General features: G+C 50.4%; 15 protein-coding genes. 6 read left to right on the plus strand and 9 right to left on the minus strand.

What is annotated here, in order from left to right; all coding sequences use genetic code 11:
* Nucleotides 1–482: 482 nt before the first annotated feature.
* The 4 genes from C5S61_RS11925 (at nt 483) to C5S61_RS11940 (ending at nt 4,329) form a co-directional block, all read left to right on the plus strand.
* Nucleotides 483–1,640, plus strand: coding sequence for a homogentisate 1,2-dioxygenase (locus C5S61_RS11925; RefSeq protein WP_110515281.1), 1,158 nt, complete (start codon nt 483–485; stop codon nt 1,638–1,640).
* A 272-nt stretch (nt 1,641–1,912) separates the two neighbouring features.
* The gene (locus tag C5S61_RS11930; protein ID WP_054533590.1) at nt 1,913–2,722 is read left to right on the plus strand and encodes a TrmB family transcriptional regulator; all 810 of its coding nucleotides are present in this window, start codon (nt 1,913–1,915) and stop codon (nt 2,720–2,722) included.
* A 34-nt stretch (nt 2,723–2,756) separates the two neighbouring features.
* Complete coding sequence (gene hppD, locus C5S61_RS11935; protein WP_110515282.1) at nt 2,757–3,878, plus strand: 4-hydroxyphenylpyruvate dioxygenase; 1,122 nt, start codon at nt 2,757–2,759, stop codon at nt 3,876–3,878.
* Nucleotides 3,879–4,089: 211 nt separating this feature from the next.
* A complete protein-coding gene (locus C5S61_RS11940) occupies nt 4,090–4,329 on the plus strand; it encodes a helix-turn-helix domain-containing protein (RefSeq protein ID WP_110515283.1) in 240 nt (79 codons plus the stop codon).
* A 68-nt stretch (nt 4,330–4,397) separates the two neighbouring features.
* Here the strand turns inward: C5S61_RS11940 and C5S61_RS11945 are convergent, their stop codons facing one another.
* The 8 genes from C5S61_RS11945 to C5S61_RS11985 all read right to left on the minus strand — a co-directional run bounded on the left by C5S61_RS11945 (nt 4,398) and on the right by C5S61_RS11985 (nt 15,963).
* Nucleotides 4,398–5,993: a peptidase inhibitor family I36 protein gene (locus C5S61_RS11945; RefSeq protein ID WP_110515284.1), complete on the minus strand. Its 1,596-nt coding sequence runs from the start codon at nt 5,991–5,993 to the stop codon at nt 4,398–4,400.
* Nucleotides 5,994–6,225: 232 nt separating this feature from the next.
* A complete protein-coding gene (locus C5S61_RS11950) occupies nt 6,226–6,990 on the minus strand; it encodes a glucose 1-dehydrogenase (RefSeq protein WP_110515285.1) in 765 nt (254 codons plus the stop codon).
* A gap of 46 nt (nt 6,991–7,036) precedes the next feature.
* Nucleotides 7,037–8,275: a cytochrome P450 family protein gene (locus C5S61_RS11955; protein WP_110515286.1), complete on the minus strand. Its 1,239-nt coding sequence runs from the start codon at nt 8,273–8,275 to the stop codon at nt 7,037–7,039.
* A 37-nt stretch (nt 8,276–8,312) separates the two neighbouring features.
* Complete coding sequence (locus C5S61_RS11960) at nt 8,313–8,969, minus strand: TetR/AcrR family transcriptional regulator (protein WP_110515287.1); 657 nt, start codon at nt 8,967–8,969, stop codon at nt 8,313–8,315.
* A gap of 1,009 nt (nt 8,970–9,978) precedes the next feature.
* A complete protein-coding gene (locus C5S61_RS11970) occupies nt 9,979–11,529 on the minus strand; it encodes an acyl-CoA carboxylase subunit beta (protein WP_110515289.1) in 1,551 nt (516 codons plus the stop codon).
* 75 nt (nt 11,530–11,604) lie between these two features.
* Nucleotides 11,605–12,225, minus strand: coding sequence for a phosphoribosylglycinamide formyltransferase (gene purN / locus C5S61_RS11975; RefSeq protein WP_110515290.1), 621 nt, complete (start codon nt 12,223–12,225; stop codon nt 11,605–11,607).
* Nucleotides 12,222–13,484: a phosphoribosylamine--glycine ligase gene (gene purD, locus C5S61_RS11980; RefSeq protein ID WP_110515291.1), complete on the minus strand. Its 1,263-nt coding sequence runs from the start codon at nt 13,482–13,484 to the stop codon at nt 12,222–12,224. Before purD ends, purN begins: the two co-directional genes overlap by 4 nt.
* A gap of 79 nt (nt 13,485–13,563) precedes the next feature.
* Nucleotides 13,564–15,963, minus strand: coding sequence for a tetratricopeptide repeat protein (locus tag C5S61_RS11985; RefSeq protein ID WP_110515292.1), 2,400 nt, complete (start codon nt 15,961–15,963; stop codon nt 13,564–13,566).
* 491 nt (nt 15,964–16,454) lie between these two features.
* Here C5S61_RS11985 and C5S61_RS11990 point away from each other — a divergent pair, with 491 nt between their 5' ends.
* A complete protein-coding gene (locus C5S61_RS11990; protein ID WP_276309106.1) occupies nt 16,455–18,392 on the plus strand; it encodes an ABC transporter ATP-binding protein in 1,938 nt (645 codons plus the stop codon).
* 4 nt (nt 18,393–18,396) lie between these two features.
* On the plus strand, nt 18,397–20,274 hold the full coding sequence (locus C5S61_RS11995) for an ABC transporter ATP-binding protein (protein WP_110515293.1): 1,878 nt from the start codon (nt 18,397–18,399) through the stop codon (nt 20,272–20,274).
* A 272-nt stretch (nt 20,275–20,546) separates the two neighbouring features.
* Here C5S61_RS11995 and C5S61_RS12000 read toward each other — a convergent pair whose 3' ends face one another.
* Nucleotides 20,547–20,954 carry a hypothetical protein gene (locus C5S61_RS12000; RefSeq protein ID WP_110515294.1) on the minus strand — a complete coding sequence of 136 codons (408 nt, stop codon included), beginning with the start codon at nt 20,952–20,954 and terminating at the stop codon, nt 20,547–20,549.
* Nucleotides 20,955–21,317: the final 363 nt, after the last annotated feature.

Below are 21,317 nucleotides of genomic sequence, written 5' to 3' on the forward strand. Positions count from 1 at the left end.
CGTGGATAGTGGTGTACGGCTACGCAAGCCGCGATTGAATCTTACTTGAGTTACCTAGTAGCGTCAACCGCTTTTGATGAGCAAGTTGTTAACAAGGATGAAGGATGAAGAGCATAGAGCATAGAACATAGAGCATAGGGGTCGGGGGTCAGGGGCGCAGAGAAAGGATGAAGGATGAAGAGCATAGAACATAGAACATAGAGCATAGGGGTCGGAGGCTAGGAGTCAGGGGTCAGACGCTGATTTTTATCAATAGAACCATCATTCGTGCAATTCGTGGAATTCGTGGCTAAAACTTGTACTTTGTGAATCAATAGCTTAATCGTCAATTCCTATGTTCTATGCTCTTTGTTCTATGTTCTCGTTTGTTCTATGTTCTAACTTTACCCAACTTAGCAATTTGGATTATAATCAACGTGCTGGCCAATACAGAAGTAGGGCTGAATTGGTCTTGTCGTTTTCATTTTTGCGGGAGGTCGAAGATGCCCTTCTACCACAAACTTGGCAACATTCCACACAAGCGCCATACCCAATTTCGCAAGCCAGATGGTTCGTTGTATTCGGAACAGTTGATGGGAACCAAGGGATTTAGCGGGGTCGAAGCCCTGTTGTATCACCATTACCCACCAACTGCGATTCTCAAAGTCGAAGATCTCGGTTCAACCGCGATTGAGTTGGAGCCAGATGGAGCGTTGCGCCATCGCCACCTCAAAACCTTTGCCCACAAACCAGGCGGCGATCCCATTGGTGGCCGACGGATGTTGTTGGTCAACAACGATGTTCGCATGGGAATTGTCCACCCAACCGAGCCTCAAACCTATTTCTATCGCAATGGCGAAGGCGATGAAATGCTCTTCGTTCACGAAGGCGAGGGCGTGCTCGAAACGATTTTTGGCAATATTCCCTATCGCCGCGGCGATTATTTGGTGATTCCGATTGGCACAACCTATCGGGTTAACACCAATGGCACGCCAACCAAAATGTTGGTGCTCGAAACGGTGGGCGAAATCACCACGCCCAACCGCTATCGCAACGAACATGGCCAATTGCTTGAGCATGCTCCGTTCTGCGAGCGCGATATTCGGGTTCCGATGGAGCTTACGCCGCACGATGAAAAAGGTGAATTTGCTGTGCATGTGCGTGCCCATGGCCGCATGACCAAGCATGTGCTCGATCATCATCCATTTGATGTGGTTGGCTGGGATGGTTATCTCTATCCATTTGCCTTTAATATCGAAGATTTCGAGCCAATTACTGGGCGGGTGCATCAACCACCGCCAGTTCACCAAACCTTCAGCGGGCCGAATTTCGTGGTCTGCTCGTTTGTGCCACGCATGTTTGATTATCATCCTGAGGCGATTCCAGCACCATACAATCACTCAAATGTTGAGAGTGATGAAGTGCTGTATTACGTTGAAGGCAATTTTATGTCAAGACGTGGCGTTGATCTTGGCTCAATCACCTTGCATCCATCGGGCATGCCGCACGGGCCACACCCAGGCACGGTCGAGGGATCGATTGGCAAGGCAGCGACCGAAGAATTGGCGGTGATGGTCGATACCTTCAAGCCACTGTACCTGACCAAAGAAGCCTTGAGCATCGAAGAACCAAGCTATACCTATTCGTGGGTCAACCACTAAAAACTGCAACCGCCAAATCGAAGGCTCGCCAATCAATACCCCTCTTCCGTTTGTTGGAAGAGGGGTGTTCGTTTAATAGGTTGAGCATGAATCAGCCAGCATTTTTGCGAATCACACGGCGTAGTACAATTTGGTTATGCAGATCGCGCCAATCCTAACTTGGTAACGATCCCATGCTTAATCAAACTTCGGTGCTGACTGTGGCCTTTGCGCATGATTGACAAGCATTCGACAACTCGCTACAATAGCACCACTAGGCAGTGGTGACACCAATGCACGATGAATCTCTCATTGATCAACTCAGTGATTTAGGCTTAAGTCGCTATGAATCAACGGCCTATTTGGGGCTACTCGGTCGGCAATCGTTCTCGGCGGCGCAGCTAGCAACCCATACCAGCATTCCGCGCCAGCGGATCTACGATGTGTTGCAATCGTTGTCCAGCAAAGGCCTTGCCCATGAACGCATGGGGCCACGCCGCACCTTTGTGGCGGTTGCGCCAGAACAAGCCTTGCCAGCCTTGCTTGCCGAGCGGAGGAGCGTGATGGAACGCGAATTGGCCGATGCCCAAACCATCGCTCAAAGCCTTGTCGCAACCATGCAACCGATCTATACCGAAGGCAGCAACGAAGATAATCCGCTGGATTATATTGATGTGTTGCTTGACCCACGCCAGATTAGCGCTCGTGCTTGGACGTTGGCCCAACAAGCCGACCACGAAATTTTGGCCTGCTTCAAACGGCCACTGGTTTCGAGCCTAGAGGAAAATGTGGCTGAAGTGCGCGAACCACGCTCGCGCGGCGTGCAATATCGGGCTTTGTATGAACTGAGCGCCTTGGAAGATGAGCAATTGCGGCCAGTGTTGGCCCAATTTCGCAGCCTTGGCCAAGAATTACGGTTCGTGCCACAACTGCCAATTAAAATGAATTTATTTGATGGTCGGGTGGCTTTGCTTTCACTGCAAGATCCCATCACGGGGCGACCATCAATCACGGCATTATGTTTGAATCACCCATCGCTAGCGCAAACCCTGCGGGTAGCGTTCGAGGCATTCTGGGCGCAAGCCCAGCCCTATAGCGAGTAATTGTTGCGGCGTTTTCATCAGAAGGAGCCTATCAATGACGATGGCAGAACAAGAAACCACCACTACGACTGATCCTTTAGCGTTACGTGGCATCGATTATGTCGAGATGTATGTTGGTAATGCGCGTCAAGCGGCCCATTACTATCGGACGGCCTTTGGGTTTACGCCGGTTGCCTATGCAGGCTTGGAAACTGGCACCCGCGACCGTGTTTCGTTTGTGATGCAACAGCGGAATATTCGCTTGGTCTTGACTGGCGCGCTCAATCCAGATTCGCCAATTGCCGAGCATGTTAAATTGCACGGCGACGGCGTAAAAGATATTGCGCTCGAAGTTGAAAATGCGACTTCGGCGTTTGAAGCAGCCTTGGCCCGTGGCGCAACCGCTGTGCTTGAGCCAACCGTCTTGGAAAGCAAATGGGGCAAAGTCGTCAAAGCGACCATTCGCACCTACGGCGATACAGTCCATACCTTTGTTGAGCGCGACGGCTACACTGGCACGTTTATGCCAGGCTACAACAAAGTCAAAAATCCACCAAAGTCGGAATCAACCGGCTTGGCAGCAGTTGATCATATTGTGGGCAACGTTGAGCTTGGCAAAATGGATGAATGGGTCAATTTCTATGCCCGCATTCTTGGTTTTAGCCAATTGCAACAATTTACCGACGACGATATTTCAACCGAATACAGCGCCTTGATGTCGAAAGTTGTGCAAAACGGTACAGGCCGGATCAAATTCCCAATCAACGAGCCAGCAGAAGGCCGCAAAAAATCGCAAATCGACGAATATCTGGATTATTATCGTGGCCCAGGCGCACAACACATTGCCTTGATCACGCCTGACATTATTCAAACTGTCAAGCATTTGCGCGATAATGGCGTGGAATTCTTGCGCACGCCAGATACCTACTACTCAGCTTTGGCAGGCCGCGTCGGCCACATCGACGAAGACTACAATACCTTACAAGAACTGGGTATTTTGGTCGATCGCGATGACGAAGGCTATCTCTTGCAAATCTTCACCAAACCAGTTGGCGACCGTCCAACCGTGTTCTACGAGATTATTCAACGCAAGGGCAGCCGTGGCTTTGGCGCTGGTAATTTTAAAGCCCTTTTCGAAGCGATTGAACGCGAACAAGCCAAACGTGGCAATTTGTAATTAATCGCCACAGCAAGCCCGCAGCGCTGCCCTACTCAGCGTTGCGGGCTTGCTGGTTTTAGCCAAGTTTTGGATATTCAATTAGTAGGATTCCCTAGCTTTATTTTAATCTTGCCGATGCTAAGGTATATCTAGCCATACCTACCAAAATAGAGCTGTTGCTCGCTATCGCACGATCAACCAGTTAAGGCCTTAGCAAAGGGAGAATCCTATGCCTCAATGGATGGATCAGCCAACCCCACGTGAGCTAGAAATTGCTGAAATGAGCATTATTGGCTATAGTTGCGAAGAAATCGCATTCCACTTAAGCATTAGTATCACCACCGTACGCACCCATTTGCGCAATATTTACGCCAAAATGCAAGTTTCAAATATTCGCGCATTAACCATATGTTTATATAAACTTGAGCGTCGGAGTGGCTTCGATTGGAAAGTTCAACGGCATCAGTGAGCAACATTCTGCCACTGGAAGCCAATTTGGTCTGGTATTGTAGCCAATGGCAGAGCATTAGAAAAATCTTATTGAGCCAAAATCACAAATGGTAGAACAACCGAAAACTGTGGCTCAGGAACTTCAACAACTGGCACAATTGTCGATTGTACAATCGCGCTGGTTCCTTTGGAATTGCGAAATTGAGCGTATACTGTGTCTGCCTTCGGTAAACTCACATAGTCACTAAATGGTTGCCATTGGTCATTAGGCATTCCATCAATCCAAACGACCATCTCTGCATTCGCTGCTGAATCACCCGCAATTGATAAAGCAATGGTCATATTGGTCTCAGTGCGCTCATAGATCTCAACCGCTCCCGTCAAAGGATTGGGCATGGTTTGGGCTGGCTTAATCAATGGGGTTGAAGCAACTTCATGCTTAGTGAAAACCTTGGCTGGATCAACCATTGGCAATTGGGTGAGCATTGTGGTGCGTTGATAGGTTACAATCCTCTCATACGTCCAATTAGCATAATTCCAATGCAATAAATCTGCAGAGCCACCCATATAGCCAGGATCATTAATTGTGTAGTTCGCAGCGTTTGTGCCAGAACCCTTGTAGACAACGACCCAGTGCGTATTCGAGCCACGTCGCATTCCCAACATTACAGGGCCAACTGCAACCGATTGCTGCAATTTAGCCCAACTAAATCCATGGTTTTGGGGATTACGCGCCGTTCCCATACTACAATTAGCCCCAACACGCCAATCAAAAGGACACGCTTTATTGCCCATACACTGACTTAAGATAGCAGGATTTGTATTGGCCCCATAGTGTTTAAAAATCATGGCGGCTGAGGTTAAGGTACAACCACAGGCCCCGATTTTATTACAGGGAGCAGAACAACCACCCAAATTGGCATTGCGCCACGCAGGGTCAACTTGCGAAAAGAAAGGCATCTCAGTTGATGGCGGTGGTGGGGTTGGTACTGGTGTAATGCCACAACCAGGCTTTTGATAGAGCGTAAATGAAGAAGCACTATCATTAACTACTGAGCCATCACTATAGAGATTATCGTTAAGAAATGTATCAGTTGTATTTAAACAAACGCTAGGACCAGCTTGGTTTGGATCGCGAAAAAGCCAGATCGACCAGCCTGGCCGTACATTTATCGACGAAATTGCATTATCACAGATAGCATGAAAATTAGCACGCTCAGGGCCATTCGAAAAGCAGGTTTGGCCTTGAAAACTCGGATCATTAAAGACTTCTAAAGGGTTTATTGGGCTACAAACTGGGCTATTACTTACAACAAATGACGACATCGAATCATTTAAGCTACTTCCATCCTGATAGGTGTTATCGGTCAAAACTGGATCGTTTTCAATAAAACAACGGCTTGGACCTGTTAAATTTTGATCACGATAGACCCGAACCGACCATCCAGCCAATACTTTCAATGAAGAAATTTGATCATTACAACTTGCATGAATATTACTTGATTCTGCTCCCGTTGACCAACAATGTCCGCCACCAAAATTTAAATCAGTGTATACATCAAAAACGTTAACAAACGCTTGATCAACCTGATTTAGCTGCTGATTGGAGGCAGCAAGCGAGCTTGGCATGGCAAAGAGCAGGCACATGAGCAAGGTGATCACTAATACGAAGCGTTTTTTCATTAAGCAACCTCACTGACTAAAATAATGAACGCTATGGGGCAATAACGGCTCCTTATTACCCCATAATCACTATAGTCAATGCTTAATCGCCAGTACATCGTATTAATTAGGTATTATTAAAAATTGTTACTCAGCTATGCTCAATTTTGCATGTAATTTATTGATTTAGATTTGATTAAATCAGTCAGCACTTTCGATTACATTCATGGGTGTTGACTGATTTATCCTATGCTTAAACCGCTGCCCAACCAGCATCGGCGGGAATAATCGCTCCGTTTATGTGGCGCGACTCGTCCGAGGCCAAAAATAAGGCCAAATTGGCAATGTCGGCAGGTTCAAGGTAGGCTGGCGCAAGTGCGGTAAATTCGCTCACTCGCGCTGCATCAGTTGGATCGATTGAGCTGCGATTCATCGATTCGACGATGTTGGTTTTGGTTGCACCTGGGCAAATTGCGTTACAGCGAATATTGCGCTTGGCATACATCCAAGCGGTGTTGCGGGTTAGCCCAACCAAGGCATGCTTCGATGCGGTGTAGGCTGCGCCCGCCGAACCGCCGTGAATTCCCGCTGTTGATGCAACGTTGACAATCGCTCCGCTCCCACGCTCCAACATATAGTTAAGCGCTTGGCGACTGGTAAACATAGGGCCTTCGAGGTTGATGCCCAAAACTCGCCGCCATGTTTCATCGGAAACCTCGGCGATGCCTTGCATCGAATCCATCACGCCAGCATTATTGCAAAGCACATCAATCTGGCCATAGCTGCTAATCGCTAAATCGACCAAGGCTGCGGCAGTTGCTTGATCGGCAATATTGCCTTGTGCCCCAACCACCGCCGCGCCAGTGGCTTGAATGCTGGCAAGCGCCGCCTCAAGCCGTTCAGCATTCCAATCGCCTAGCACCAATTTGGCTCCTTCGGCAGCAAAACGGGTGGCCATCGCCAAGCCCATCCCCGAGGCGGCTCCGGTAATTACCACAACTTTATCGTGTAAACGCATCGATCAACTCCTGTGGGTAGAATGAACATTTGATAGCAACAGCGAGCTAGAAGTTTACCGGTAGGGCTTTGAGACCACGTAAATTGACGTTATCGCGCCAAGCGATTTGCTCACGTGGCACGGCTAAGCGCAAATTGGGCATACGTTGCAACAACGTGGTAAAGGCAATTTCGCCTTCTAAGCGGGCCAACGGTGCACCCAAACAGAAATGCACGCCATGGCCAAACGCCAGTTGGCGGCTAATTTGACGCGCAACATCTAATTCTTCTGGATTACTGAAAACGCTTTCGTCGTGATTGGCTGAGCCAAGCGCCACCAATACTAAATCGCCCCGCCGAATCGACTGGCCTGCCAGCTCCAAATCTTCGAGCGCAAAGCGTGGGGCGGGACTGAAAATTGGCCCATTGAAGCGTAATAATTCTTCAACTGCCGCCGGAATTAAGCGTGGCTCAGCTTGTAAGCGCGCACGTTGCTCAGGATGATCAAGCAACATCAACGAGCCAATGCTCAATAAATTCGAGGTTGTTTCGTGGCCTGCGAAAATTAGCAAACCAGCAGTTGCCAATAATTCCGATTCGCTGAGTGCATCGCCAGTTGCTTCCAACTCGACCAATTTGCTAATCAAATCGTCTTGCGGGTTGCGGCGTTTATCGGCGATCAGCTTTTGCACATACATGGCAAATTCGCGTAATTGGCCTTGGCTTTCTGGGCTGTGGCTGGTCAGCGCATCCGACCACAAACGCATCTGATCACGCTCATCAACAGGCACGCCCAACATCTCAGAGATGACGTTAATCGGCAGTGGATACGCATAATCGTGGACTAAATCCATCGAGCCTTGGGCCTGCACCTGATCAAGCAATTCGTCGGCAAGCTCTTGGATACGTGGGCGTAAATTTTCGATGTAGCGTGGCGTAAACGCTTTGGCCACCAAGCTACGCAAACGCGAGTGCTCGGCTCCATCAGCGCTAACCATCGATTTTGCACCCAAAAAGCTGCGATCTTCGGCTCCTTCTGCGGCGGTTTGGCCAAATACGCCAGCCTCAGGGTTGAGAATGGTCGCATCGACCGTAAAGCGATTATCTTTTAATACCTGCACAGCTTCTGCATAGCGCGTTACCAGCCATGCATCTGCTTTGATAAATGGATACGGCGATGGAACGGCCAAAACTGCTACTTTGGCACGCATTTCGGCAAACAACGGATACGGATTTTCAATTGAGCTTGGTTGAAAAATTTGGGCCGTTGTTTGATCGGCATATATGTGGTCTTGTTGTTGGGTCATTTGAATTATATTCCTTTATATCAGGCAAAAAATGCCATTAAAGTCCGCTGGTTGCGACGATGCCGCGCAAGAAGATCTGGCTAATATGGGGAATCAAGTCGGCAGGGCTAAATTGGTTGCTCGCGATTAATTGCTCGTAGCCACGCAACGATAACAAGCCAATAAATGTGGCCACCATAATTGGCGTTGGCATCTGTGGATTGAGTTCGCCGTTGGCTTTACCTTGCTCAAATAAGCTACTCAGGCGATGCGTGGCCTGGGCAACTTGCGCTTGGAGCTGAGGGCGTTTTTCAATCACAGCGGTGGGTAGGCCAATCCGATGATGCAGTTCGAGCAGCACCCCGCTGTGTTGGCTATTCAAGCCAGCATAGGCATGGGCCAAAATCTGCTCAAGCCGCGCGCAAACCGAGCTAGGCGCTTGTAATACGCGATCGAGCATAGCCAGAAAATCGCTAATTTGTTGGGCAATCAGGGCCTCAACTAAATCCTCTTTGCTGGCAAAATGTTGATAGATCGCGCCTTTGGAGATGCCAACTTGGCCTGCAATCTCGTCAATCGAAGCTTCGTGATAACCTTTGGCAAGAAAAACCGCATGCGCAGCCGCCAAAATCATGGCCTCGCGCTGCTCACGCTGCCGTTCTTTCAACGGACGTACCACCGAATGAGAATGATCGCTTGCTTGATTCGCTGCCATATTTGCCTGCTTCTGACGCTATTCTTGATTATTTTCGACTCATCAGTATTTCCATGACTAATTAGTCATAAATATACTCGTCATTCAAAGAAAGTCAATACGCAAAAGATTAAGGATAGAGAAGAGCAGAGAGCCGAGGGATGAAGGATCAAAAGGCAGAAGGCAAAAGCCAAAAAGAACCGAGAACAGAGCTGTAGGGATGAAAGATCAAAAGTCAAAAGTCAAAAAGAACCGAGAACATAGGGGTTCGGGATCGCTTATAATGGTAGGTTTTGAACGATTGGGATGTTGTGGAGCATGCCCTCACCCCCCAGCCCCCTCGCCCACTGAACGCGGGCGAGGGGGAGCCGACCCTTGTTTCGCAACCCATGGCGGTTAAAGCACACGATTAAAGCCCCGCACCACGAGAGCGGGGTTGGGGGTGAGGGGATCTTAAAACCTACCCTTGTAAGGTTGGGGATCGGGTGTCAGGGGTCGGGGATTAGGATTTAAACACAGAGAAAGGATGAAGGATGAGGGATGATGTATCAAAAGTCAAAAAGAACAGAGAACAGAGCGCATAGGGACATATGTTAGCAAGCTATTTTTTGGGTAATTCGTGGCAAAAAAACCAAACCTAAAGCATCTGTACCAATCTGTGGCGAAAAACAGCCTTCGCACGCTTCGCGATCTTCGTGGTTTCGGTGCTTCGTGTTCTTCGTGCGCTTCGTGCGCTTCGTGGATCAAATTTAACGCAGAGGCCCAGAGGAACGATGGCTTTTGGCTGGAGGCTATGGGCTGGCGGAAGTTTATTGGTGGAATTGAGTTTGTGGCTAAGCAGAATATCATCACGCTAATCTGTGCCAATCTGTGGCTAAAAACTTAACTTCGCGCCCTTCGCGTTCTTCGTGGTTTCGGTGCTTCGTGGATGAAATTTAACGCCCAAAGGACACGAAAAATGATGCTTCGTGCCCTTCGTAGTAAAAATTAATCTACCAGTCCCCAATCCCCAACAACCGATCCCCAATTATTACAACGGCATATTGCCATGCTTGCGCGGTGGCAGGCTTTGGCGCTTGGTACGTGATAAACGCAGCGCTTTGATCAAAGCTGGGCGGGTTTCGCGTGGCTCGATTACCGAATCGATATAGCCGCGTTCGGCAGCAATGTAGGGGTTGGCAAAACGTTCTTCATAATTGTGAATTAGCTCGGCGTTGGTTGCCACCGGATCTGCTGATTCGGCAATTTCTTTGCGAAAGATGATTGAAACCGCGCCGCTTGCACCCATCACGGCAATTTCGGCGGTTGGCCAAGCAAAGTTGAAGTCGGCACGAATATGCTTCGAGGCCATCACATCGTATGCGCCGCCATAGGCCTTGCGGGTAATCACGGTCAGCTTTGGCACGGTCGCTTCGCAATAGGCATACAGCAGTTTTGCGCCGTGGCGAATAATTCCACCATACTCCTGATTGATTCCAGGCAAGAAGCCAGGCACATCCACAAAGGTGATCAACGGAATATTGAAGGCATCGCAAAAACGCACAAAGCGTGCACCCTTAACCGACGAATCAATATCCAAGGTTCCGGCCAAAGCAGCTGGCTGATTGCCAACGATGCCCACCGACATGCCGTCAAGCCGTGCAAAGCCAATCACCAAATTGGGGGCGAAATGCGGCTGCACCTCGAAGAAAAAGCCATCATCAACGATCAACTCAATCACGGCTTTCATATCGTAGGGCTTTTTGGGCTGATCGGGAATGATGCTTTGCAGTGCATCTTCCATGCGCTCCGGATCATCGGTTGGCTCAATGCTTGGTGCATCATCCATATTATTGAGCGGCAGGAAGGAAAGCAGGGTGCGCAACTGCTCGAAACATTCATCCTCATCATCGGCAGCAAAATGGGCAACCCCAGATTTGCTGTTGTGGGTCATCGCGCCGCCCAATTGCTCTTGGGTCACTTCCTCGCCAGTTACGGTTTTAATCACATCTGGACCAGTAATGAACATCTGCGACGAGCCTTTGACCATCAAAATGAAGTCGGTCATGGCAGGCGAATAAACTGCGCCGCCAGCACATGGCCCGGCAATAATCGAAAGCTGGGGAATCACGCCAGAAGCCACAACATTGCGATAGAAAATTTCGGCGTAGCCACCAAGCGCGACCACACCTTCTTGGATGCGAGCGCCGCCGCTATCGTTGATGCCAATCAGCGGCACGCCCATGCGCATTGCCAAATCCATCACTTTGACGATTTTTTCGGCAAACACTTCGCCCAACGAGCCACCAAGCACCGTGAAATCTTGCGAAAATACACAAACTTGGCGACCATCGATGGTGCCATGGCCAGTAATGACCCCATCGCCAAGAATCCGCTTGTTTTCTAGGCCAAATGCGGTCGAGCGGTGAACCGCCAAAGCATCGAGTTCAACAAACGAATCAGGGTCAAGCAAACGCTCGATCCGCTCGCGAGCAGTCAATTTGCCACGGGCATGTTGCTTTTCGGCAGCTTTGGGATCGGTGGTTGCTGCTTGTTCACGTCGTCGCCGCAACTCAGCGATTTTTTCTGCTGTTGTCGTCATTGACAGATCTCCCACAGGATAGCGCTAGCCGTAGCAGGTTGGGCTGGAATGCAATGTCTACGGCTAGGGCGGAATTTAGGCAACAGTTTGCGCTAGATTGTTAATTACTTCAACTAAAATTCGTCGTTCAGCTTGTTTGATGCGTTCATGTAAGCTGGCTTGGTCATCATCGGGCAAGACAGCTACTTCAACTTGGGCCAAAACTGGGCCAACATCAACGATTGGAGTAATTTGGTGCACCGTACAACCAGTGACTGGCACGCCCAAGGCCAAGGCATCGCGCACTGCATGCGCCCCGCGAATCGCCGGAATTTGGCGGCCATCGCTGAGCGTGTAGCATTCGCCGCCGTCGTCGGGCAACAAAGCTGGGTGCTGATTGATGATGTTGGGAGTCCAACGCTCAACAAACGAAGCTGGCATTACCTTCATCCAGCCAGCCATCACAATCAAATCGGGCGTAAAGGCCGCCAATAATTGGCTAATTTGCTCGGCCCATTGCTCGCGGTTGGCTTTTTTGGCCAATGGCACGCAAATCACGGGAATGCGGGCGGCCAAAGTGCGGCTGATTGCTTGAGCTTTGGGCTGGTCGCAAATCACCACATTGATCGTGGCGTTGAGGTGCTGAGCTTTTTGGGCATCGATCAAGGCTTGTAAATTCGAGCCACTGCCCGAGACCATCACAGCAAGCCGCATCATTCTGCTAACCCCCGTGCGGCGATGTCGCTGCGTTGATATTTGCCAGCAAACTCCACCAATTCGCTTGCGGCGTAGGCTTTATCGCGGGCTTCCTGCAAACTTGGAGCAACTGCGGTGATGCCCAAAACCCGTCCGCCTGCGGTTACCAAATCGCCTTGAGCGTTGGTTGCCGTACCAGCTTGGAAAGCCAAAACATCACTGGGCAAGCGATCCAAACCAGTAATGACATCGCCAGTGCGGGGTTTAGCGGGATAGCCTGCAGCTGAAAGCACCACACACACCGCCGCGCCGTCGTGCCACTCGATGCTGACATCGGCCAAATTGCTGGTGGCAACTTTATGCAGCAGTTCGAGCAAATCACTTTTGAGCAAGGGTAGCAGGGCTTGGGTTTCGGGGTCGCCAAAACGGGCATTAAATTCGATAACTTTTACGCCGTTAGGTGTGAGCATCAAACCAGCGTACAACACGCCACGATAGGGAATATTGCGCGCAGCCATGGTGCGCAATACTGGTGTGAAAATCACATCGACCAAAGCTTGGGCTTCGGCGTAGGGCAAAATTGGGGCTGGCGCGTATGCTCCCATGCCGCCAGTATTGCCGCCAGTATCGTTATCGCCGATGCGCTTGTGATCTTGGGCGGCAATCAGCGGTAGTGCTCGTTCGCCATCGCACAGGGCCAAAAGCGACACTTCGGGGCCAGTTAAGATTTCTTCCAACACCAAGCGGTTGCCTGCATTCGTCGCCACCAATTCACGAATTGCGCTGATCGTGGCGGCGACATCGCCAGCAGCAGGTACGATTACGCCCTTGCCAGCAGCCAAGCCATCAGCCTTAACCACCCACGCTTGTTGCTCGGCTTCAACAAAGGCAATCGCGGCGGCGGGATCATCGAAGGTATGGGCGGCGGCGGTTGGCACGCCAGCCTCAAGCATAATCATTTTGGCGAAGGCTTTGCTGCCCTCAAGTTGCGCCGCCTCGGACGAAGGCCCAAACATCGCCAAATCAACCGCATCGCAGACTTCGCCCAAGCCTTCGACCAAGGGCGCTTCTGGCCCAACAACCACTAAATCTATCTGTTCGCGGGTTGCTAAACCCACAATTCCCGCAGCATCGTCTGCGGCTAAATCGACATTTGTACCAAGCGTTGCCGTGCCGGGATTACCAGGGACGATCCACAGGTGTTCGCATAAAGGCGATTGGGCGATTTTCCATGCCAAAGCATGTTCACGTCCGCCGGCTCCAACAAGTAATACTCGCATTGCGTTGCTATCCTCAAATAGGCTCGTAACGGGTTCAAGCCCTATTATAATCCGAGAACAGCCAGTTGCTGATCGGGGCCTAGACTCGTGGTTCGAGGCTTTCGAGCAAGCCGCGTTCGCGGGCAATATAGGCCGCCGCGCTACGGGTCGAAACGCCAAGCTTGCGATAAATTGCTCGCAAATGGTTGTTGACGGTAAACGGGCTAAGCACCAATTCGAGCGCAATTTCGCTATTGCTTTTGCCTTGAGCAATCAATGTAAGCAATTCGTGTTCGCGCTTGGTCAATAATGGCGTGGGATGTTGGGTAGTTGGCTGGCGCAAGGTTACCATATCAAGCTCAAGTTGCTGGCCCTGCTCCCAATCGTGCTGATATTGCTGCTCGCCAAGCAAGCGTTTGGCTTCATCCAACAAGTGTTGTTGAATACGCTGCTCGGTGGCTGGCATTGGCTCGCCACTTTGCAAGCGCAGCGTATCGGCCCGGCTGCTCAATTGCACTGCCCACGACCAATGTTGTTGGGCTTGAGCCACACGCGCCAAGGCTTCCAACGAACTGGCGATCATTGGTAATAATTGATGTTGGCGGCGCAGATTAAAGCTCTCGTAGAGCGAGGTTAATGCTTGATCGTGCTGCTGACGAGCCAGCGCAATTAAGCCTAATTGATGCAAGCCCTCGGCGCGATGCCATGGGTCGTGCAATTGCTCGGCAATCGCAATGCTGGCTTCGATAAATTGCTGCGCTTGATCATAATCTTGCTGGGCGGCAGCGACGATACCGCAGTGATTGAGCGCAAACGCATCGCCCCACAAATGGCCTAAGCGCGAAAAAAGCTGATGCGCTCGTGCAAATAGCAGTGCGGCGCGTTTCCATTGGCCTTGTTGAATACAGGCCCGACCCAAATGATCCAGCGACCAAGCCAATTCATTATGATCATCAAGCTGCTCGAAAATTTGCACACTTTCTTCGTAGAGCGTGATGGCTTGGGCATAATCGCCGCGATGATAGGCAATTTCGCCAACGCCATGCAGCGCCAAGCCAATGCTCATGGGAATTTGCAAATCGCGGGCGAGGCTCAGCGCTTGCTCAAAAATTGTTTCTGCTTGGGCAAACAAGCCTTGATTGAGAATAAACCAGCCAGCGGTCGAGAGCGTTTCAACTCGTGCGCCAGAGCGAATTGTGCTGCTGGCCTCAAGCATGCGCTCGATCCACCAAACATCGCCATGGCGGCGGCGATAGGTAATCCACAAATTGATTGATGGAAACAGCTCGATCGATTCAGCCACTGCGTGATCAAGTGTCCATTGTAAGGCGGCGTAAATATTGCCCTGCTCTGCATCGAGTTGGCGCAACCAATGGGCTTGTTGCTGATCGCGCAAATGGGGCGCTGCTTGGGCAACCATCTGCAAATAATAGCGGGCATGGCGTTGACAGATCGTCTGAAAATCTTCGCGCAGCACTGCTTGTTCACGGGCAAATTCGGCGATCGTTTGCAACATCGTAAAACGGGTTTGGCCATCGTGCGTGATTTGCTCGACCACCAAGCTTTTGTTAACCAAGGCTAAGACTGTGGCTACAACGTTGGCTTGGTCAGCGCACATCTGCTCGACGGCGGCCATTGTCCAACTGCTCACCAGCACACTAAGATAGCAAAAAACCGTTTGTTCCTCAGCGGTCAGGCGTTGGTAACTCCAATCGATGCATTGGCGCAGAGTTTGCTGGCGATTAGGCAGATCGCGTGCGCCGCCAACGGGCACATCGAGGCTATAGCTGAAACGATTTAATAATTCTTGCGGCGTAAAAACTTTGGTATAGGCCGCGACCAACTCAATCGCCAAGGGCAGGCCATCGAGGCGCTGACAAATGGTGGCGATACTTTGAGCATCGTTGGCATTCAGCGGAATATGCGGACGCGCAGCTTTGGCGCGTTCGATAAACAGGCGGGTGGCGCTAAATTCGCTTAATTGTTCAATCGCCATGGGTTGGCTGCTCGGTGGCAAGCTGAGCGGCGGCACGGGCAAGCGGTATTCCCCCTGCACATTCAGCACCTCGCGGCTGGTGGCCAAGATGGTTAATTTGGGAGCCAAGGCCAACAACTGCACCAACAACGAGGTAACGTCAATCACCTGTTCCAAATTATCTAAAATCAACAATAATTCTTGTTCGGCCAACCACGCCCCAACGCTGGCCAAGAGCGATTGGTTGCCCAAGCGACTAATATTGAAGGCTTGGGCGAGGGTTGGCAAAACTAAATCAACATCGTAGACGTGTGCCAAACTGACAAATAACGCGCCATCGGCAAACTGCTCACAGACGGTGCGGCCTGCCTCAAGCGCTAAGCGGGTTTTGCCTGCGCCACCAGGCCCGGCCAAAGTAACCAAACGAATCGTGGGATCGGGCAAAAGTTGCTCAAGCTGAGCCATTTCCTGAATGCGACCAAGCAGCGGTGTAACTGGGAGTGGAATATGGCGTGGAATTCCCATCGGCGTAATCCTATCAGTGATGCACAACACACCTCACACCTCTATTATAGTGCAAGCCTGCCGCAGAAAATAGATGAAATTAAGCGCATAGAGCATAGAGCAAAGAACATAGGATTGAGGGGTTGAGGCATTAGGCTATGGGCTATAGGCTATCAGAATATTTTCGGGAAAGTCATGGTTAAAGAGGATCGGTTGTTGGGGTCGGGGATTGGGCTAAAGCCAAAACCTAACTTCGCGCTCTTCGTGGTTTCGTGTTTGTGGCTATTAGCTATTGGCTTTTAGACATTAATAATCTGAGCGAATCTGTGTCAATCTGTGGCCAAAAACCTAACTTCGCGCGCTTCGTGTTCTTCGTGGTTTCTCGTCCTTCGTATTCTTCGTGCGCTTTGTGGATCAACATCCAATTCATGTTCTCGTACTAGAGTATGATTGATCTTTTAAAAACTTGACGTACAATTTGTTAGTTCAACTAACTAATTGAAATTGTAAGGATGTGCAACGTGCAAGCACAAATGGGAAAACCCCAAGCACAGCGTGGACAGAAAGCTGGCGGTGGATCGGGGGGGCTTGGGCGTGCGATCGCCTACCTTGGTGCCCAACGTACATCGGCAATTCTGGCGTATGTGGCCTTAGCGCTCGCAACCTTGGCCCAATTGGCAGTGCCGCAGTTGGTGCAAAACATGATCGACGCGGTAACCGATGGCTCAATTGCGCGCATCATTTTCAAGCAAGTGCCTGAGCCAATGCAAGCTGGCGCAGCCCAACAAGCTGGCACAACGATCGAGCAACTACGGCTTGCCCAAACCAATGGTGAATCGTTGTTGATTAATGCCGCTTTGATTATTGTGGCCTTCGCCTTTATCCGTGGCATTTTCTCGTTTGTGCAAGCCTATATGGCCGAAAAAACCTCGCAAGGCGTGGCGTTTGATTTGCGCAACCAGATTTTTGCCCGCGTGCAACGCTTATCGTTTTCCTATTACGACCAAAATCAAACTGGTCAATTGATGATTCGTGCCACCGATGATGTGGAGAAAGTGCGAACCTTCATCGCCCAAGGTTTGATTTTAACTGCCCAAGCGTTGTTGCTCTTGGTTGGAGCGTTGGTGATTTTGTTCTTCACCAATTGGCAGCTTGCCTTGGTCGTTGTGCCCTTGCTGCCTGTCGCCATGGTCATGTTTATGATCTTTGGCAAGGTCAGCCAACCCTTGTTTGGCGTTGTGCAACGCAAACTTTCGGCACTCAATACAGTTTTGCAAGAAAACTTGGCTGGGATCAAAGTTGTCAAAGCGTTTACGCGCGAGCCATTTGAAGCCAAACGCTTTGATGTGGCCGCAACCGATTTGATGGCGCAACAACTGCGGATTAGCCGCGTTTTCTCGTTTTTGTTTCCGGTGATCTTCTTGGTGGCGCAGCTTGGCCAAGCGGGAATTCTCTATTTTGGCGGTCGCCAAATTTTGGGCGGCACTCTTGATCTTGGCGAATACCAAAAATTTAGCTTGTATTTGGTCTATGTGTTCTTTCCCTTGGGCCAGCTTGGTTTTATTATCTCGCTGATGGCGCAGGCTGGAGCTTCGGCCACGCGCATTTTCGAAATTCTCGATGCCAAGAGCGAAATTACCGACAAGCCTGAGGCCAAAGAATTGCCAGCGATTGAAGGCACAGTTGAATTTCGCAATGTGACCTTCCGCTACTTTGGCAGCAGCGATCCAGTATTGCGTGATGTCAGCTTTGAGGCCAAGCCAGGCCAAACCATCGCCTTGCTGGGCGCAACTGGCAGCGGCAAATCGACGATCATCAACTTGTTACCACGCTTCTACGATGTCAGCGATGGCGCGGTGTTGATCGATGGCTATGATATTCGCGATGTAAAACTCGATAGTTTGCGCTCGCAAATTGGGATTGTGCTACAAGAAACCAACCTGTTTAGCGGCTCAATTCGCGATAACATCGCTTTTGGACGACCTGAGGCAACGATCGAAGAAGTTGAAGCTGCGGCCAAAGCTGCTTCGGCGCACGATTTTATTATGACCTTTGCTCAAGGCTACGATACCTCGGTCGGCGAACGTGGCACAACCTTGTCTGGTGGGCAAAAGCAACGGATTGCAATTGCACGGGCCTTGTTGCTCAATCCACGCTTGTTGATTTTGGATGATTCGACCAGCAGCGTCGACTTGATGACTGAATATCGCATCCAAAAGGCGCTTGATCAATTGATGCAAGGCCGCACCAGCGTCGTGATTGCCCAACGGATTAGCACGGTGCTGAATGCAGACCAAATTTTGGTGCTGGAAAAAGGCCAAGTGGTGGCGCGTGGCAACCATGAAGAATTAATGGAAACCAGCGCCGTTTACGCCGAAATTTACAATTCTCAACTGGTCGGCGATGCCGACATTGCAGCGCTTGAAGCCTCAAGCGTTGAGGAGGCCTAGCGCTATGATGGGTGGATTAGGCGGCCCCCGCCACTTATTAGAAGCCGAAACCGAAAAACCCCAACGGTTGGGCGCAACTCTGGCGCGGTTTGGCCATTACTTTCGCAAAAAATGGTTTGGCTTTGCTTTGGCAATTGTGTTTATCATCATTGGCACTTGGGCGCAGGTAGCTACGCCCGATTTAATTGGCCAATCGATCGATTGCTATTTGTTGCCCAATCCAAGTGCTTGCTGGTTCGACACGATTACCACTGAAATTAGCAGTGCCGATCGCTTGAGCGGGCTTGGCAGTTTGGTGTTGCTGTTGTGTGGCATCTTCATCGGCGCATCGATTTTGCAGGGCATGGCGTTTTATGCCATGAACTGGTCGGGCCAACATGCATTACGTCAAATGCGCGAAGACTTGTTTGCCCAAATTCATCGCTTGTCGCTGGGTTTTTACACTCGCAACGAAGCTGGCAATATTATGAGCCGCATCACCAGCGATACCGATACGATTCAGCAGATGCTGGGTTTTGCCTTGCTCAACGTGCTTGGCGGGATCTTGCTAATTGGCTGGGTCGCAATCAAAATGATGCAGGAAAATCTGCAATATGCCTTGTTGAGTTTAAGCGTTGTGCCATTTATGGCAATTGCAACCTTCTATTTCTCTGGCCAAGCGCGCAAAGCCTTCCGCAAAACCCGCCAACAAATGGGTAGCGTCAATGCTGGCTTGCAAGAAAGCATTGCTGGCGCGCGCGAAGTGCAGGCCTTCAATCGCGAAGAAGAAAGTATCGCTCAATTTGTGCGTACCAACGCGGCCAATCGCGATGCCAACGTGCGGGCTGCAACCTTCACCAGCGCGCTCAACCCAGTGCTCGAAGCCTTGGGCTATGTGGCAATTGCGATTGTGGTGGTGGTTGGTGGGCTTTCAGTGTTGCGCGATAAGCCGCTTTTTGGCTCAAGCGCAATTTCGTTGGGCTTGGTTTTTGCCTTTTTGCAATATGTCCAACGCTTCAACCAACCAATTCAGCAAATTGCCGTAATGTGGACCAACGTGCAAAATGCAATTGCTGGCGGCGAGCGCATTTTCAATTTGCTCGATGAAATGCCCGATGTCACCGACAAGCCCGATGCGCGCGAAATGCCGGAAATCGTTGGCAAAGTCGAGTTGATCGATGCTAAAGCTGAATACACCAAAGGTCAACCAGTCTTGCGTGGCGTGAGCTTTAGCGCCGAGCCAGGCCAGACCGTGGCCATTGTTGGGCCAACTGGCGCAGGCAAAACCACGATCATCAACTTGCTGCCTCGCTTCTACGATGTAACCAGTGGCACGGTTAAGATCGATGGGATTGATGTGCGCGATGTAACGGCTGCTAGCTTGCGCCGCCAAATTGGCATCGTGTTGCAAGATTCGTTCTTGTTCTCCGATACCGTGATGAACAACATTCGTTATGGGCGGCTTGATGCCAGCGACGACGAAGTGATTGCAGCAGCCCAGTTGGCTTCGGCGCACGACTTTATCGAACGCTTGGCCAATGGCTACCAAACCGTGCTTGGCGAACGTGGCGGCGGCTTGAGCCAAGGTCAACGCCAACTGATCTCGATTGCGCGCGCGGCGCTAGCCAATCCACGCATTTTGATTTTGGATGAAGCGACATCGAGCGTCGATACCCGAACCGAGCGCTTGATTCAACAAGCCTTCGATAGCTTGCTCCAAGGCCGAACCAGCTTTGTAATTGCCCACCGTTTGAGCACCATTCGCAACGCCGATTTGGTACTGATGCTCAAAGATGGTGCTGTAATTGAGCGCGGCACGCATACCGAACTCTTGGGACAACGCGGCGCATACTATGATTTGTATATGAGCCAATTCCGCCGCGAAGAGGAAGTTGCAGTTTAGAGCATAGAACAAAGGTTGATTGTTGATCCACGAAGGACACGAAGCATTATGTTTCGTGTCCTTCGTGGGTTAAATGGGTTAAAAAATGAAAAGTACGGAGTTGATCAAAGGAACATTTTGCCGTACTGCTGGCCCTTCAGCAGGAGAATTGGCTGCACTCAAGGAATGAGTTTTAGTAAGGTACTGGTTTCAGATACCCATTATTCCTACCCTGATACCTATAACTGCAATAGTGCTATATTGACAGCGACCTGCCGACTAATACTCGGCAATTAGTCTCGCGACATCCCCATCCGGACTGTAATTTTGGCCGAGCCATTGATCACTGCCGTCTCGAACCGCGACCACGTTTTAAAACCTAGTGCTTGGGCTGCATCATCTAGCGCCTCATGGCGTTTGCGTTGGCGCTCGGCTGTAGATAGTGGCCGCCATGCAATGTCCTTCGGATCAATGCCCGTTATTCCAAGCAGCATCGCCCGCTCCTCTGTCGAGAACTCTCGCTGCAACGCCACGCGGGTCTCCTCGCTCACTGCCGTCATTGCCTCGCTAAGCCGGACACCCATGAGCGGCGATTTGGACTGGACTGATTTGAGCAGGGTAAGCGCAGCAAGGCTCCCATCTTCACGTCGCACAAGCCATTGCGCAAAACGTAGCATCTCCTGCTGATCGATGTATTGCATGCATCCTCCTTAATATTGAACGTTATATAACGAATCATATCATCGTTATATAACGTTGTCAAATTTCTAGCCAACGCAAACTGAAGGTTCGCATGCCCATTCGGCAAAAACGGTCTTAGGATTAAGAAAAATGAAAATTACATGGTATTCGATTTGGTAAAACGAAACCACGAAGCTATTTTGATCTACGAAGCGCACGAAGGGTAAATGGCTATCGGCTTTTAGCCTTCATCCTTTTATTTTAGCCACAGATTGCCACAGATAACCACAGATTATGTTCCCATAGCCCATAGCCATGCATTCTCTGCGCCTCTGCGTTAAGAATGTGATCCACGAAGCGCACGAAGGACACGAAGCCCTATG

It is taken from the genome of Herpetosiphon llansteffanensis (assembly GCF_003205875.1).
GTDB lineage: Bacteria > Chloroflexota > Chloroflexia > Chloroflexales > Herpetosiphonaceae > Herpetosiphon > Herpetosiphon llansteffanensis.